Below are 16,455 nucleotides of genomic sequence, written 5' to 3'. Positions count from 1 at the left end.
GCTGCCTATCCTTGGCGACGACATGCAGAATCCAGCCGTACCCGCCGCCGCCGAGACCGCCCGCGACCTGCACCGCCGCCTCTCCCCCCTGATGTTCCGCGACCAGCGCCGGCTCCAGCGCCGGCTGGACGGGGTCCGGAAGCTGCGCAACCCGCAGCGGCGCGACGCGGCGCTGGCCGAGATCGCGGCCGAGGTGGCGCGGGCCGAGGCCCGACTGGTCGCCCGGCGAGCCGCCGTGCCGGTGGTCACCTACCCGGCCCAGTTGCCGGTCAGCGAGCGCAAGGACGACATCGCCGCCGCCATCCGCGACCACCAGGTGGTGATCGTGGCCGGCGAGACCGGCTCCGGCAAGACCACCCAGCTACCCAAGATCTGCCTGGAGCTGGGGCGCGGGATCACCGGGCTGATCGGGCACACCCAGCCCCGCCGGCTCGCCGCCCGGACCGTCGCCGACCGGATCGCCGAGGAACTGGGCACCGAGCTGGGCGACGTGGTCGGCTACAAGGTGCGCTTCACCGATCAGGTCAGCGAGAACAGCCTGGTCAAGCTGATGACCGACGGCATCCTGCTGGCCGAGTTGCAGACCGACCGGATGCTGCGCCAGTACGACACGTTGATCATCGACGAGGCGCACGAGCGCAGCCTCAACATCGACTTCATTCTGGGCTACCTCAAGCAGCTCCTTCCCCGCCGCCCCGACCTCAAGGTGGTCATCACCTCGGCGACCATCGAGACCGACCGGTTCGCCAAGCACTTCGCCGACGCCGAGGGCAACCCGGCGCCGATCGTCGAGGTGTCCGGCCGGACCTACCCGGTCGAGGTGCGGTACCGGCCGCTGGTCGAGGTCACCGAGGGCGAGGATGAGGACGAGGCCGACGAGGAGAACGTCCGCGACCAGATCCAGGCCATCGGCGACGCGGTCGAGGAACTGGCCGCCGAGGGGCCCGGCGACATCCTGGTCTTCCTCAGCGGCGAGCGGGAGATCCGGGACACCGCGGAGGCGCTCGGCAAGCTGGTGCAGAAGAAGCGGTCCCTGCTCGGCACCGAGATCCTCCCGCTGTACGCCCGCCTGTCCACCGCCGAGCAGCACCGGGTCTTCGCCCCGCACGCCGGGCGCCGGGTGGTGCTCGCCACCAACGTCGCGGAGACCTCGCTGACCGTGCCCGGCATCAAGTACGTGGTGGACCCGGGCACCGCCCGGATCTCCCGCTACTCCAGCCGGCTCAAGGTGCAGCGGCTGCCGATCGAGCCGGTGTCGCAGGCGTCGGCCAACCAGCGCAAGGGGCGCTGCGGGCGTACCTCGGACGGCATCTGCATCCGCCTCTACGACGAGCAGGACTTCTCCTCCCGTCCCGAGTTCACCGATCCGGAGATCCTGCGCACCAACCTCGCCTCGGTCATCCTCCAGATGACCTCGATCGGGCTCGGCGACATCGCCGCGTTCCCGTTCATCGACCCGCCGGACCGGCGCAACATCACCGACGGCGTGAACCTGCTGCACGAGTTGGGCGCGCTCGACCCGGCCGAGACCGACCCGGCGAAGCGGCTCACCGCGCTGGGCCGGCGGCTGGCCCAGCTCCCGGTCGACCCGCGGTTGGCCCGGATGGTCCTGGAGGGCGAGCGCAACGGCTGCGCCACCGAGGTGATCGTGATCGCCGCCGCGCTCTCCATCCAGGATCCGCGCGAGCGGCCGGCGGAGAAGCAGGCCCAGGCCGACCAGGCGCACGCCCGGTTCGCCGACAAGGAGTCGGACTTCGTCGCGTACCTCAACCTGTGGCGGTATCTGCGTGAGCAGCAGCGGGCCCTGTCGTCCAGCGCGTTCCGGCGGATGTGCAAGGCGGAATACCTGAACTACCTGCGGGTCCGCGAGTGGCAGGACATCGTCAGCCAGCTGCGTCAGGTGCTGCGTACCGGAGAAAAGGGGGACGGGCGCCGCGGGGCCGGCGCGGACCTGCCGGAGGAGATCGACACCCCGAAGGTGCACCAGTCGCTGCTGCCCGGCCTGCTCTCCCACCTCGGGCTCAAGGACGCCCAGAAGCACGAGTACCTGGGGGCGCGCGGGGCGAAGTTCGCGGTCTTCCCCGGCTCGGCGCTATTCAAGAAGCCGCCGCGCTGGGTGATGGCCGCCGAGCTGGTGGAGACCTCCCGGCTCTGGGGCCGGGTCGCCGGCCGGATCGAGCCCGAGTGGGTCGAACCGCTCGCCCAGCACCTGGTCAAACGCAGCTACAGCGAGCCGCACTGGGAGAAGAAGCAGGCCGCGGTGATGGCGTACGAGAAGGTCACCCTGTACGGCATCCCGATCGTCACCTCCCGCAAGGTCAACTTCGGGCGGATCGACCCGCCGTTGTCCCGTGAGCTGTTCATCCGGCACGCCCTGGTCGAGGGCGACTGGCAGACCCACCACCAGTTCTGGCGGGACAACCAACGGCTCCTCGCCGAGGTGGAGGAGTTGGAGAACCGGGCCCGGCGGCGGGACATCCTGGTCGACGACGAGACGATCTTCCACTTCTACGACCAGCGGATCCCCGCCGACGTGGTCTCCGGGCGGCACTTCGACACCTGGTGGAAGAAGGTCCGCCGGGAGCGGCCCGACCTGCTCACCTTCACCCGCGATCTGCTCGTGAACACCGGTCGCGGCGGGGTGGACGAGGCCGACTACCCGGACGAGTGGCGGGCCGACGGGGTGACCCTTCCGCTGACCTACACCTTCGACCCGGGCACCGCGACCGACGGGGTCACCGTGGACATCCCGCTGCCGCTGCTCAACCAGGTGCCGGCGGAGAGCTTCGACTGGCAGGTGCCCGGGCTGCGCGAGGAACTGGTCATCGCGCTGATCCGGTCGCTGCCCAAGGCGTTGCGGCGCAACTTCGTCCCGGTGCCCGACTACGCCCGGGCGGCGCTGGCGGCGATCACCCCCGGCGAGGAGCCGCTGCTCGACGCGCTCGCCCGGCAGCTGCGCCGGATGACCGGGGTGACCGTGCCGCCGCAGTCCTGGGACCTGGACAAGCTGCCGCCACACCTGCGGGTCACCTTCCGGGTGCTCGGCGACGACGACAAACCGGTCGCCGAGGGCAAGGACCTGCCGGCCCTGCAACGCCAACTCCGCCAGGAGGTACGCCAGGTCGTCGCCGCCGCCGCGCCGGACGTGGCCCGGACCGGGCTCACCGAGTGGAGCATCGGCGATCTTCCTCGCACCATCGAGCAGGTCCGCGCCGGGTACGCGGTGACCGCGTACCCGGCCCTGGTCGACGAGGGCACCACGGTCGGGGTGAAGGTGTTCGACTCCCCGGCCGAGCAGGAGGCCGCGCACTGGGCGGGCACCCGGCGGCTGCTCCGGCTGACCCTGCCGTCCCCGGCGAAGTTCCTCCAGGGTCGCCTCTCCAACGAGGCCAAGCTGGCGCTGTCCCGCAACCCGCACGGCGGGGTGCAGGCGTTGATCGAGGACGCCACCGGCGCGGCGATCGACCGGCTGACCGCCGACGCCGGCGGCCCGGCCTGGGACGCCGAGGGTTTCGCCGCGCTGCGCGACAAGGTACGCGCCGACCTGGTCGACACCGTGGTCGAGGTGATGGGCCGGGTCCGCCAGGTGCTCGCGGCCGCGTACGCGGTGGAGCAGCGGCTCGGTGCGACGAGGAACCTCGCCGTGGTGGCCGCCCTGGCCGACATCCGCAACCAGCTCGGCGGCCTGGTGCACAAGGGCTTCATCACCGAGGCCGGGTACGCCCGCCTGCCCGACCTGCTGCGCTACCTCACCGCGATCGAGCGCCGGCTGGACCGGCTGCCCGGCAATCCGCAGCGGGACAAGCAGCAGCAGGATCGGATCGCCGTGGTGCAGCGGGAGTACCAGGACATGCTGAACGCCCTGCCGCCGGCGAGACGGCAGTCGGCGGCGGTACGGCAGATCCGCTGGATGATCGAGGAGCTGCGGGTGAACATCTTCGCCCAGGCGCTCGGCACCCCGTACCCGGTCTCCGAGCAGCGCATCTACCGGGCGATGGACGAGGCCGAGGGGCGCTGACGGGGCTGAGTGACAGCGCGTCCGGACGCTGCCGGCTGGACCGGCAGAGTGGGCGGTCGCCGACGCGGTCCGCCTCGCTCTGCCGGTCGGACGGCTCTGATCCCGCCTGCGGCGGCCAGGGTCATTCCGGCTGGCCGGGCTGTCTCGGGCCGATGCGGTAGGGCCGCATCATCTCGTTGTCCTCGTGCTCCACGATGTGGCAGTGCCAGACGAACTGGCCGGGGGTGCTGAACCGTGCCTTCACCCGCGTCACCTGGCCCGGGAGCGCCACAACGGTGTCCTTGAAGCCGGTCTCCCACGACCGCGGGGGTTGCGTCGAACCCACGACCTGAACCGTCTGGGTGGCCGGGTCCGCGATGATGTCCTGGCGGTTCACCACCTCGAACTTCACCTCGTGAATGTGGATCGGGTGAGCGTCAACGGTGGTGTTGTAGAGCTCCCACACCTCGGTGGCGCCGGTCGCTGGGTTCTCGGTGACCGGTTCCGCCCATCCTCTCGCGGTCCACACCAGGGCGCCGGTGTTCGGATCGGGGGCTACGGTGCCGAGGAGCACCTCCACCGGCCCCTCGACGGGATCGCCGCTCGCGTCGAATCCCGTGGCCGCCTGCTCGACGAGCGCCAGCCCCCGGGTAAGCGTCTCCGCCGGCAGCGGGGTGATGCCCGGCAACTGGAGGAACTCCGGTGGCGTGGTGTGGTCCGGCCCCACTCGCGGCACGACCTGGACCTGCATGATCTGGCCCGTCGTGGCCGGGTCGGCGACGGCGGCGCTCGGGAACGGCCCGTCGGGGCCGGCGTTGCGCAGCACATGGTTCCCGACCGGCACGTTGGTGAAGTCGACGATGAGGTCAGCCCGCTCGGCCGGGCTCATCAGCAGCTGGTTCCCGTTGGTCGCGGTGAGGTTCACCGGGGCGGCGAGGAAGCCGCCCTCGTTTCCGATCGCCCACACCTCGACGCCCGGGATCTGGTTGAAGTCGAGAATGAGGAAGCGCGCGTCGCAGCCGTTGAGGGCCCGGAAGCGGTAGCGGCGCTGCTCGACCTCCAGGAATGGCCAGGTGTTGCCGTTGACCATGATGGTGTTGCCGAAGAACTCCGGGTTCCAGATCGGCGAGAACGGCCCGTCCGGGATGTAGGGGCCCACGATGCCGTCGGAGAACGCGCGGCTGTCGGGGTAGAACAGCGACCCGTCGGCGTTGAACGACCGGTCCTGGATCGCAAGTGGGATCTCGCGGTAGCGCCTGTTCGGCGGATCGTTCTCCTGCGGCGCCGGCCCTGGCAGGACCGCCCGGCGACCGGTGCGGCTGTCGCGTACCGCGTCGTCGCCGGCCGGGCCGCCGCGGAGGAGGTAGAAGCCCGCCGGGCCGGCGTACACGTTGAGCCGGGTCAGGCCCAGCGTGTGGTCGTGGTACCAGTTGGTCGAGGCGCGGTCCGTGTTGGGGTACTGGAAGATGGCGAGCCCGGGCCTCCAGGTCACGTCGAACTTCGCCGCCGCCTTGCCCTTGAAGAAGTTGTACCAGGTGCCCACAGTGGCGAAGCCGGCCGGAATGTCGTCCGCGTCGGGCAGGTACCACGCTTCGGTGTACCCGTCGCTCTCGTCGCCCACCCCGACCGCACCGTGCACGTGGGTCACCAGGGGTACCGGGCCCGTGTACGGCCCCGGCGTCGAGGTGAACTCGGGCCGCGAATCCCGCGGGCCCGACCCGTTTACCGCGGGATCCGTCCCTTGCGGCGGGTTGGCCCAGTGCAGGGTCGGGTCGACCGGCAACAGGTGCGGCAGGAAGTTGCCGCACTGGTCGACCAGCTCGTTGATCCACTTGACTCGGACCGGTCGGTCGTATCGCGCCTCGATGGTCAGCGACGGCGCGTGATGGAGGTCGGCCTGCTTGCGTCCGTGCTTCTTCCCCCCGCCAACGGGGCCGTATCCCCACACCGTGGTAGCCGGCAGTCCCGCCGGCAGGATCTGCTCCTGGAACTGGCGGACCGAGATCTCGTAGTAGTCGATCTGCTCGCCGCGCGAACAGATGACATCCGCCCGTGGCATCGCCGGCGGGATGAGCAGCGGTGTAACGAACTTCGGCACCGTGGTCGGGTCAAGCGTGCCCCCAGGAATCTGGGCCAGCGCTTGGGTGCCGCCACCCGGCAGGTAGGCGTAGAGCGCCACACTGGCTCCCGCAACGCCCACCGACTTGATGAACATACGCCGACTCAGTGGCCTGACCGGCGTCTCTACAAGATCCGACATTCACTACACCCCCGCGCCTCTGCACCGCGTGCCCGGATACACGTCGATGGACCAATACGTGATTATTATCCGGTTTCACCATCGATCGGGCCGGAACGGCAGCCACATCCCTCCAATACCTGAATGACCCTCATTGCGAGGACTGCCCCGTCGAGCTCCCAATCACCTCGGTGAACACGTGGCGCCGACCCGGCCGGGCACGACGGACTCGGCCGGCTCAGGCGCCGGACGACGCCCTACGGCAGCGGCTCGACCCCGGGCGGGAGTTCGTTGCCGACGGTGGCGTCGTGGACGTACTCCAGGAGGATGCGGCGCAGCTCGCGGCCAGCGTGGGTGGGCACCACGTCCCGGCGGCGGGCCACCGCGATGGTCCGGCCCACGCCGGGCCGGGCGAGCCGGGTGACCCGGATGCCGGGCCGGCGGGCCACCGCGATGCCCGGCACCAGCGCGACGCCGAGCCCCGCCTCGACGAAGCTGAGCACCGCGTCCATCTCCCCGCCATCCACCGAGAGGGTCGGCTCGAAGCCGGCCTCCCGGCACGCCTGGAGGGTGGCGTCGCGCAGGTCGTAGCCCTCGCGGAACATCACGAGAGGCTGCTCGCGCAGATCGGTGATGCGCACCTCGCCGTTGACGGAGGCGGCCGGCAGCGGGTCCACGGAGGCCACCACCAGGCTCTCCCGCAGGATCGGGTCGGCGCGCAGCCCCGGGTCGGTGCCGGCCGCGGGCATGATGATCAGCGCCAGGTCGAGGTCGCCGCGGAGCAGGTCGCGTACCAGGTCCTGGGAGCCGCCCTCCTCGACGCGCAGGTCGACGGCGGGATGGGCGTCGCGGAACCGGCGCAGCACCTGCGGCGCGAGCGAGGTGGCCAGGCTGGGCGTGGCGCCGAGGCGGACCCGGCCGCGGCGCAGCCCCACCAACTCCTGCACCTCCCGGGTGGCGGTGTCGACGTCGGCGAGGATCCGCTTGGCCAGCGGCAGCAGCACCTCCCCCGCCGCGGTGAGGGCGATGTTGCCCCTTACCCGCTCGAACAACGGGGCCCCGAGGCCGGTCTCCAGGGCGTGAATTTGCTTACTCAAAGAGGGCTGGGTAATGCCCACGAGCTCGGCCGCTTGGGTGAAATGTCGTACTTCTGCGACCGCAACGAAGTATCGGAGCTGATGAAGCTGCACCTTCATAGCCTACGACTATCAAGGCTGCGAGGTCGATGCATTGGACGACTGATCGAACGGCTCCTAGCGTCGGTCGCGTGGTAATCACGAAAACTCGGTCGCCCATCCGCTCCAACATCGGCCTCAAGGCCGTCATGGCGGTGACGGGCATCCTCCTGGTGCTGTTCCTGATCCTGCACATGCTCGGCAACCTGAAGGTGTTCACGGGCGAGACCTCGTTCGACCACTACGCGCACTGGCTGCGCGACATCGGTACGCCGCTGCTGCCGTCGACCTGGTACCTGTGGATCCAGCGCACGGTGCTGGTCGCGGCGGTGCTGGGCCACATCGGCTCCGCCACCGTCCTGGCGATGCGCTCCCGCGCCGCCCGCCCGGTGGCGTACGCGCACCGCCGCAAGGTGCACGTCAACTATGCGGCCCGCACGATGCGCTGGGGTGGGGTGATCATCCTGCTCTTCGTGATCTACCACATCCTGGACCTGACCACCGGTCACCTGAACCCGCAGGGCGACCCGAGCAACCCGTACGGCAACGTGGTCGCCGACTTCGCCCCGGAGCGCTGGTACGTCACGCTCTTCTACACGCTGGCCGTCGTCACGCTCGGTTTCCATTTGCGGCACGGCGCCGCCAGCGCGTTCCGCAGCCTCGGCCAGCAGACTCCGAAGGGCGAGCAGCGGGCCCGCGCCGCCGCCCTGGTCTTCGCCGTCGTGCTCTGCGCCGGCTACCTGGTGGTCCCGTTCGCCGTACTCACCGGATTGGTGGCGTGACATGGATCTCTACACCGAAGGCGACCCGATCGCCGACACCAAGGCCCCGGACGGCCCCGTCGAGACCCGGTGGGAGCGGCGCCGCTTCGAGGCGAAGCTGGTCAACCCGGCCAACCGCCGGAAGCTGACCGTGATCGTGGTGGGCACCGGTCTGGCCGGCGGCTCCGCCGCGGCCACCCTGGCCGAGCAGGGTTACCACGTCAAGTCCTACTGCTACCAGGACAGCCCGCGCCGGGCCCACTCGATCGCCGCCCAGGGCGGCATCAACGCCGCGAAGAACTACCGCAACGACGGCGACTCGGTGCACCGGCTCTTCTACGACACCGTCAAGGGCGGCGACTTCCGCTCCCGGGAGTCGAACGTGCACCGGCTGGCCGAGGTGTCGGTCAACATCATCGACCAGTGCGTCGCCCAGGGCGTCCCGTTCGCCCGGGAGTACGGCGGCCTGCTGGACACCCGCTCGTTCGGCGGCGCGCAGGTGCAGCGCACCTTCTACGCCCGGGGCCAGACGGGTCAGCAGCTGCTGCTCGGCGCGTACCAGGCACTCGAACGGCAGATCGGCCTGGGCAACGTGGAGATGAACGCCCGCCACGAGATGCTGGAGCTGGTCGTCGTCGACGGCCGGGCGCGCGGCATCGTGGTGCGGGACCTGGTCACCGGTGAGATCACCACCGAGATGGCCGACGCGGTCGTGCTCGCCTCCGGCGGCTACGGCAACGTCTTCTACCTCTCCACCAACGCCAAGGGCTGCAACGTCACCGCCTCGTGGCGGGCGCACCGCAAGGGCGCGTACTTCGCCAACCCCTGCTACACCCAGATCCACCCGACCTGCATCCCGGTCTCCGGCGACCACCAGTCGAAGCTGACCCTGATGAGCGAGTCGCTGCGCAACGACGGCCGGGTGTGGGTGCCGAAGGCCAAGGGCGACAACCGCGCTCCCCGGGACATCCCCGAGGACGACCGGGACTACTACCTGGAGCGGATCTACCCCTCCTTCGGCAACCTGGTCCCCCGCGACATCGCCTCCCGTGCCGCGAAGAACGTCTGCGACGAGGGGCGCGGCGTCGGCCCGACCGGGCTCGGCGTCTACCTGGACTTCGCCGACGCCATCAAGCGGCTCGGCCGCAAGGCCATCGAGGCGAAGTACGGCAACCTCTTCGAGATGTACGAGCGGATCACCGGCGAGGACCCGTACGAGGTCCCGATGCGGATCTACCCCGCCGTGCACTACACGATGGGTGGCCTCTGGGTCGACTACGACCTCCAGTCGAGCATCCCGGGCCTGTTCGTGATCGGCGAGGCCAACTTCTCCGACCACGGCGCGAACCGCCTCGGCGCCTCGGCGCTGATGCAGGGCCTGGCCGACGGCTACTTCGTGCTGCCGAACACGCTGCCCAACTACCTGGCGAACGCCGGTTCGTTCGGGAAGGTCGACGCCAGCCACCCGGAGGCGGTGGCGGCCCGCGCGGCCGTCGAGGAGCGGCTCCAGAAGCTGCTCTCCATCAACGGCGACCGGACGGTGGACTCGTTCCACCGGGAGCTGGGCCAGATCATGTGGGAGCACTGCGGCATGGAGCGCTCCGAGGCCGGGCTGCGCAAGGCGATCGACGAGATCCGCGACCTGCGCGAGCAGTTCTGGCAGCGGGTCCGCGTCCCGGGCGACGGCGAGGGGCTCAACCAGTCGCTGGAGAAGGCCGGCCGGGTGGCCGACTTCTTCGAGCTGGCCGAGCTCATGTGCATCGACGCCCTGCACCGCGAGGAGTCCTGCGGCGGCCACTTCCGGGCCGAGCACCAGACCCCCGACGGTGAGGCGCAGCGCGACGACGACCGGTTCGCCTACGTGGCGGCCTGGGAGTACACCGGCACCGGTCAGCCCGTGCTGCACAAGGAAGACCTGCAGTTCGAATACGTCCACCCCACGCAGCGGAGCTACAAGTGAATCTGACCCTGCGCATCTGGCGCCAGCAGGGCCCTGAGGACAAGGGTCGGATGGTGACCTACCAGGTCGAGGACGTGTCCCCGGACATGTCCTTCCTGGAGATGCTCGACGTGCTCAACGAGCGGCTGATCCTCGCCGGCGAGGAGCCGATCGCGTTCGACCACGACTGCCGCGAGGGCATCTGCGGCATGTGCAGCCTCATGATCAACGGCGAGGCACACGGCCCGCAGCGCGGCACCACCGCGTGCCAGCTGCACATGCGGCAGTTCTCCGACGGCGACACGATCGACATCGAGCCGTGGCGGGCCCGGGCCTTCCCGGTGGTGAAGGACCTGGTGGTCAACCGGAACGCCTTCGACCGGATCATCGCCGCCGGTGGGTACGTCACCGCGCCGACCGGCAGTGCCCCGGAGGCGCACGCCACCCCGGTGGCCAAGGCCAACGCGGACGCCGCCTTCGAGTCGGCGGCCTGCATCGGCTGCGGTGCCTGCGTGGCGGCCTGCCCGAACGGCTCCGGAATGCTGTTCACCGCCGCCAAGATCACCCAGCTCTCGCTGCTGCCCCAGGGCCAGCCCGAGCGGTACACCCGGGTGATCGGCATGGTGGACGCGCACGACGAGGCCGGTTTCGGCGGCTGCACCAACATCGGTGAGTGCGCGGCGGCCTGCCCGAAGGGCATCCCGCTGAGCAACATCGGCCGGCTCAACCGGGACTACCTCAAGGCGTCCGCCCTGCGCGCCGGCACCCCGGGCTCCTGAGCCCACGGCGGCTCCGCCCGCCACCGACCCACCGACCGACCGCCGCACCATCACCCGGGTGCGGCGGTCGGCCGTTTCCGGGGTACGCCACCGCAGCGGCCGGCCCCGGCCACGCCTTGATCGACTCCGGGTACGGCACGTGGTGGTCTCGGCGGCCCAGGTGACCGCCGCTTGCGCAGCATGGAGTGGATCACCCATGTCCGGCGTCGGGTGGCTACCGTGTACTCGGTGGCGGCGGCCACCAGCGGCGGCCGCGGTGGGCCAGCGCGGCCTGGGCCACCTTGCGCCACGCCACGGGTGCACGCGATGGTGGCCGGCGGGACACGGCGGGAGGACGGCGATGGGCGCAGCGGAGGAGCAGGCGGTCGAGCGGGCACTGAGCCGCCGGCTGTGGCGGACGGCCGGGGTCGCGGCCCTGGCCGGGCTGGCCTGGGTGGGCCGCGACGTGCCGGCGCAGCTCGGCGGCCGGCTCACCGGAGCGCGGGCCGAACGCGCCGCCCGCTCCCCCCGATTCCGGAACGGCACCTTCCACAACCCGACGAGCACCCGCACGATGGTCGGCGACCCGGGGCGCAACCTGCTCAAGGAGTTGCTCTTCGGCAAGCAGAAGCGGCGGCCCGGCAACGCCGTCCCGCTGCTGCGCCCGGCCGATCCGGCCCCGGCGGACCGCGCCCGCGAGCTGAGCATCGTCTGGTACGGCCACGCCTCGATCCTGATCGAGATCGAGGGGCGCCGGGTGCTGGTGGACCCGGTGTGGAGCGACCGCTGCTCCCCCTCCGCCCTGATCGGTCCGCGCCGCATCCACGAACCGCCGGTACGCCTCGACGAGCTGCCCCGCGTCGATGCGATCGTCATCTCGCACGACCACTACGACCACCTGGACATGGCCACCGTACTCGGGCTGCTCACCCACCAGTCCGCGCCGTTCGTCGTCCCGCTCGGGGTCGGCGCCCACCTGGACCGCTGGGGCGTGCCGGAGGAGCGGATCGTCGAGCTGGACTGGTCGGAGAGCCATCGGGTGGGCGAGCTGACCCTCACCGCCACCGCCGCCCAGCACTTCTCCGGCCGCGGGTTGCGCCGCGACGGCACCCTGTGGAGCTCCTGGGTGGTGGCCGGGGCGCAGCGGAAGGTCTTCTACACCGGCGACTCCGGCTACTTCGACGGCTACGCCCGGATCGGCGCCGAGCACGGCCCGTTCGACGTCACGCTGATGCAGATCGGGGCGTACGACCGGGCCTGGCCGAGCATCCACATGTTCCCGGAGGAGGCGGTCGCCGCCCACCTGGACCTGCGTGGCGACCTGTTCGTCCCGGTGCACTGGGCCACCTTCAACCTGGCCCTGCACGACTGGTCCGAGCCGGTGGACCGGCTCTGGGCCGAGGCCAAGGCCCGGGACGTCCGGCTGGCGGTGCCGCGTCCCGGCGAGCGGGTCGTGGTGGACGATCCGCCGCCGGTGGACGGCTGGTGGCAGGCCATCGCCTGACTCAGAGCACGAAGGCGTCGGTCCAGAGGGCGCCGGAGCGGCCGGAGAGGGCGTCCAGCATCGCCACCGCCTGACCGTCGGTGAGCTGGGCGACGAAGTCCACGATCGCCCGGCCCCGGGCCCGACCGATCCGGTCCGGCGTACGCGGGTGCAGCTCCGCCTCGGCCAGCTCGACCAGGTCGTGCAGCCGGCGCGGCAGCCGGGACTCCTCCTCCGGGTCGAGCAGCCACTCCCAGAGCGCCTCCACCAGTGCGCCGAGCAGCCGCGCCTGGCCCCGCTGGTGCAGCGCCAGGTCGGGGCGGGCCAGCACGAACCGGTGGTGGACGAACTTGAGCACCTGCACCTCGTGCCACTGCGCCTTGGCCAGCAGCACGTGGCCCGAGCGGACGTCCGGCTCCGGTGCCACGGTGATCGCCTCGACGAACCGGGTGGACCAGCGGGCGGAGAAGCGCGCCACGTACTGCTCCGCCTCGATCGAGCCGTCGAACGGCAGCGCCAGCAGCCCGTCCACCAGCTCCTCGCGGACGTGCTCCACGGCGGCGGCGAACGCCTCGTCGTCGGCGATCCAGGCGTCCTTGCGGTGCAGCTGGCGGCGGAGCCGCTCGATGGCCGCGCCCGGCCGCCGGCCGGCAGCGGTCAGCGCCGCGTCGGTGATCGCGCGGAACCGTCCGCTCTCCCGCTGCCAGGCCATCAGCTCGGCGGCCACCGCGCCCTGCTGGAGCACCCCGACCCGATAGAAGTCCTCCACGTCGTGGATGGCGTACGCGATGTCGTCGGCGGTGTCCATCACCGACGCCTCCGGGGTCTGCTGCCAGTCCGGGAGCCGCCCGGCGAACGGCTCCCGGGCCTGCCGCAGGTCGTCCAGCTCGGTCCGGTACGCGCCGAACTTCACCGACCCGCTCTCCGGGTCGTCCGGCGGGGCCGCCGCGCCGCGCGGCGCCGGGTCCAGGTGCCGCGGGTGCGGGTCCGGGTGGTCCAGGCGGGTCCACGGATACTTCAGCAGCGCCGCCCGGACCGCCGCAGTCAGGTCCAGCCCAGTCGTCGCCGCGCCGCGGATCTCCGTGCTGGTGACGATCCGGTACGACTGGGCGTTGCCCTCGAAGCCGTCGGGCAGCCCGAGCCGCTGGCGGGCCAGCCGGTCCAGCACCCGCTCCCCCAGGTGCCCGAAGGGCGGGTGCCCGAGGTCGTGGGCCAGCGCGGCGGCCTCCACCACGTCCGGGTCGCAGCCGCCCAGTTTGTCCAACAGGTCGCGGTACGCCGGGTCGGCGGTGAGTCGCTCGGCGATCGCCCGGGCCACCTGGGCGACCTTGAGGCTGTGGGTGAGCCGGTTGTGCACCAGCAGCCCGGACCCGCCCGGGCTGATCACCTGGGTCACGCCGTTCAGCCGGGCGAAGAACGGCGACGCGACGATCCGGTCCCGGTCGGCCCGGAACGGGCTGGCAGCCAGGTCGCCCAGCGTCCGGGCGCTGCCCCCGAAAAGCCGCCGGGTCCGCGGATCCGCAGGTACATCCATGATCCGCCCACGGTAGCGCAGCGGGCCGGTCAGCAGCGACGGGTCACGGACGCGACCGGGCGGCGCCGCGCCGGGCCGGGGGTCGCGCGTGCCGTCGGGGGCGAGCGGCACAATGCAGGACGGAACCCACCCGAGAAGGCGGATCAAGATCGTGACCCAGTCTGTTCATCAGCGGATCGCCGAGGAACTCGGCGTCGCCGAACGTCAGGTGCGGGCGGCCGTGGAGCTGCTCGACGGCGGCGCCACCGTGCCGTTCATCGCCCGCTACCGCAAGGAGGCCACCGGCCTGCTCGACGACGCGCAGCTGCGCACCCTGGAGGAGCGGCTGCGCTACCTGCGCGAACTGGACGAGCGGCGCGCCGCGGTGCTGGAGTCGATCCGGTCCCAGGGCAAGCTCGACGAGGCCCTCGAAGCGCAGATCATGGCCGCCGACTCGAAGTCCCGGCTGGAGGACATCTACCTGCCGTACAAGCCGAAGCGGCGTACCCGGGCACAGATCGCCCGCGAGGCCGGGCTGGAGCCGCTGGCGGACGCGCTGCTCGCCGACCCGACGCAGGACCCGAAGACGGCCGCCGCCGGCTACGTGGACGCGGACAAGGGCGTCGCCGACCCGGCCGCCGCGCTGGAGGGCGCCCGGGCCATCCTCATCGAGCGCTTCGCCGAGGACGCCGACCTGATCGGCACGCTCCGGGAGCAGATGTGGTCGCGGGGCCGCCTGGTCTCCCGGGTACGCGACGGCCAGGAGAGCGCCGGCGCCAAGTTCGCCGACTACTTCGACTTCGCCGAGCCGTACCCGAAGCTGCCCTCGCACCGGATCCTCGCCATGTTCCGGGGCGAGAAGGAGGGCGTACTCGACCTGACCATGGACCCGGAGGCGGAGGGCGACTCCGACGCGGCGGTCACCGGCCCGACCCGGTACGAGGCGGCCATCGCCGGCCGGTTCGGCATCAGCGACCAGGGGCGCCCCGCCGACCGGTGGCTGGCCGACACGGTGCGCTGGTCCTGGCGTACCCGGATCCTCATCCACCTCGGCGCGGACCTGCGGATGCGACTCTGGCAGGCCGCGGAGGAGGAGGCCGTCCGGGTCTTCGCCACCAACCTGCGCGACCTGCTGCTCGCCGCGCCCGCCGGCACCCGCGCCACCATGGGGCTGGACCCGGGCCTGCGCACCGGCGTGAAGGTGGCCGTGGTCGACGCCACCGGCAAGGTGGTCGCCACCCACACAATCTATCCGCACGAGCCGCGCCGGCAGTGGGACGCCTCGATCGACGTCCTGGCCAAGCTGGCCGCGGCGCACCAGGTCGAACTGATCGCCATCGGCAACGGCACCGCCAGCCGGGAGACAGACAAGCTGGCCGGCGACCTGATCAAGCGGCACCCGGAGTTGAAACTGACCAAGGTGGTGGTCTCCGAGGCCGGGGCGTCGGTCTACTCCGCCTCCGCGTACGCCTCGCAGGAGCTGCCCGGGCTGGACGTGTCGCTGCGCGGCGCGGTCTCCATCGCCCGCCGCCTCCAGGACCCGCTCGCCGAGCTGGTGAAGATCGACCCGCGCTCGATCGGCGTCGGGCAGTACCAGCACGACCTGTCCGAGGTGAAGCTGTCCCGGTCGCTGGACGCGGTGGTCGAGGACTGCGTCAACGCGGTCGGCGTCGACGTCAACACCGCCTCGGCTCCCCTACTCACCCGGGTCTCCGGCATCGGCGCGGGGCTGGCGGAGAACATCGTGCTGCACCGGGACGCCAACGGGCCGTTCCGGACCCGGGCCGACCTGAAGAAGGTGGCCCGCCTCGGCCCGAAGGCGTTCGAGCAGTGCGCCGGCTTCCTGCGTATCCCCGGCGGGGACGACCCGCTGGACTCCTCCAGCGTGCACCCCGAGGCGTACCCGGTGGTGCGGCGGATCCTCGCCCACACCGGGCAGGACCTGCGCGCGCTGATCGGGCAGAGCAGGATCCTGCGCGGGCTCAGGGCCACCGACTTCGTCGACGAGACCTTCGGCCTGCCCACGGTGGCCGACATCCTGGCCGAGCTGGAGAAGCCCGGCCGCGACCCGCGCCCCGAGTTCCGGACGGCGACCTTCGTCGAGGGGGTCGAGACGATCGGCGACCTGACGCCCGGCATGGTGCTGGAGGGCGTGGTCACCAACGTGGCCGCGTTCGGCGCGTTCGTCGACGTCGGCGTGCACCAGGACGGCCTGGTGCACGTCTCCGCGATGTCGCACACCTTCGTGAAGGACCCGCGTGACGTGGTGAAGTCCGGCGACGTGGTCCGGGTCCGGGTGCTGGACGTGGACGTACCTCGCAAGCGGATCTCGCTGACCCTGCGGCTGGACGACGAGGCGCCGGCCGGCGGCGGACGGCCGACGGGTGACGGTGGCCGACGGGAGCGGGGCGCTCGCGGTGGCCAGGCCGGCGGTCCGCGGGACGGCCAGGGCGGCGGGCGCGGGGACCGGGCGGGCTCCCGCGGCGGCCCGCAGCAGCGGCAGGGGCGCGGCGGCGGTGCCGCGCCCGTCAACAGCGAGATGGCCGAGGCGCTGCGCCGGGCCGGTCTGGCCTGACCTCCGGTGGCCCGG

9 protein-coding genes are annotated in these 16,455 nt (G+C 71.7%); 6 read left to right on the top strand and 3 right to left on the bottom strand.

All coding sequences use genetic code 11. From position 1 onward, the window contains the following. Positions 1–22: 22 nt before the first annotated feature. The gene (hrpA, locus tag GA0070604_RS08950; protein ID WP_091117182.1) at positions 23–4,018 is read left to right on the top strand and encodes an ATP-dependent RNA helicase HrpA; all 3,996 of its coding nucleotides are present in this window, start codon (positions 23–25) and stop codon (positions 4,016–4,018) included. A 121-nt stretch (positions 4,019–4,139) separates the two neighbouring features. Here hrpA and GA0070604_RS08945 read toward each other — a convergent pair whose 3' ends face one another. Further along, positions 4,140–6,197 carry a multicopper oxidase family protein gene (locus GA0070604_RS08945; protein WP_208601993.1) on the bottom strand — a complete coding sequence of 686 codons (2,058 nt, stop codon included), beginning with the start codon at positions 6,195–6,197 and terminating at the stop codon, positions 4,140–4,142. Positions 6,198–6,493: 296 nt separating this feature from the next. Beyond that, positions 6,494–7,432: a LysR family transcriptional regulator gene (locus GA0070604_RS08940; protein WP_091117176.1), complete on the bottom strand. Its 939-nt coding sequence runs from the start codon at positions 7,430–7,432 to the stop codon at positions 6,494–6,496. Between the two features lie 77 nt (positions 7,433–7,509). Between GA0070604_RS08940 and GA0070604_RS08935 the strand changes: the two genes are divergently transcribed. From GA0070604_RS08935 to GA0070604_RS08920, 4 genes are all read left to right on the top strand, one after another. Next, positions 7,510–8,193 (top strand): succinate dehydrogenase cytochrome b subunit, encoded by a 684-nt coding sequence (locus GA0070604_RS08935; RefSeq protein ID WP_279615718.1) that lies wholly within the window; start codon positions 7,510–7,512, stop codon positions 8,191–8,193. A 1-nt stretch (position 8,194) separates the two neighbouring features. Continuing rightward, complete coding sequence (locus GA0070604_RS08930; RefSeq protein ID WP_091117172.1) at positions 8,195–10,132, top strand: fumarate reductase/succinate dehydrogenase flavoprotein subunit; 1,938 nt, start codon at positions 8,195–8,197, stop codon at positions 10,130–10,132. Next, positions 10,129–10,890 carry a succinate dehydrogenase/fumarate reductase iron-sulfur subunit gene (locus GA0070604_RS08925; protein ID WP_091117169.1) on the top strand — a complete coding sequence of 254 codons (762 nt, stop codon included), beginning with the start codon at positions 10,129–10,131 and terminating at the stop codon, positions 10,888–10,890. The genes GA0070604_RS08930 and GA0070604_RS08925 overlap by 4 nt, the downstream gene beginning before the upstream one ends. A gap of 340 nt (positions 10,891–11,230) precedes the next feature. Next, positions 11,231–12,373, top strand: coding sequence for an MBL fold metallo-hydrolase (locus GA0070604_RS08920; RefSeq protein WP_091117167.1), 1,143 nt, complete (start codon positions 11,231–11,233; stop codon positions 12,371–12,373). 1 nt (position 12,374) lies between these two features. Here the strand turns inward: GA0070604_RS08920 and GA0070604_RS08915 are convergent, their stop codons facing one another. Further along, positions 12,375–13,886, bottom strand: coding sequence for a deoxyguanosinetriphosphate triphosphohydrolase family protein (locus tag GA0070604_RS08915; protein ID WP_091126989.1), 1,512 nt, complete (start codon positions 13,884–13,886; stop codon positions 12,375–12,377). Positions 13,887–13,998: 112 nt separating this feature from the next. Here GA0070604_RS08915 and GA0070604_RS08910 point away from each other — a divergent pair, with 112 nt between their 5' ends. After that, entirely contained in the window at positions 13,999–16,440 is a 2,442-nt protein-coding gene (locus GA0070604_RS08910; protein WP_091117164.1) for a Tex family protein, read from the top strand. Positions 16,441–16,455 lie beyond the last annotated feature (15 nt).

The sequence above is a fragment of the Micromonospora eburnea genome (genome assembly GCF_900090225.1).
Lineage (GTDB): Bacteria > Actinomycetota > Actinomycetes > Mycobacteriales > Micromonosporaceae > Micromonospora > Micromonospora eburnea.
Note: the sequence above shows the minus strand (reverse complement) of the source record. Positions and strands in the feature narration are given on the sequence as shown.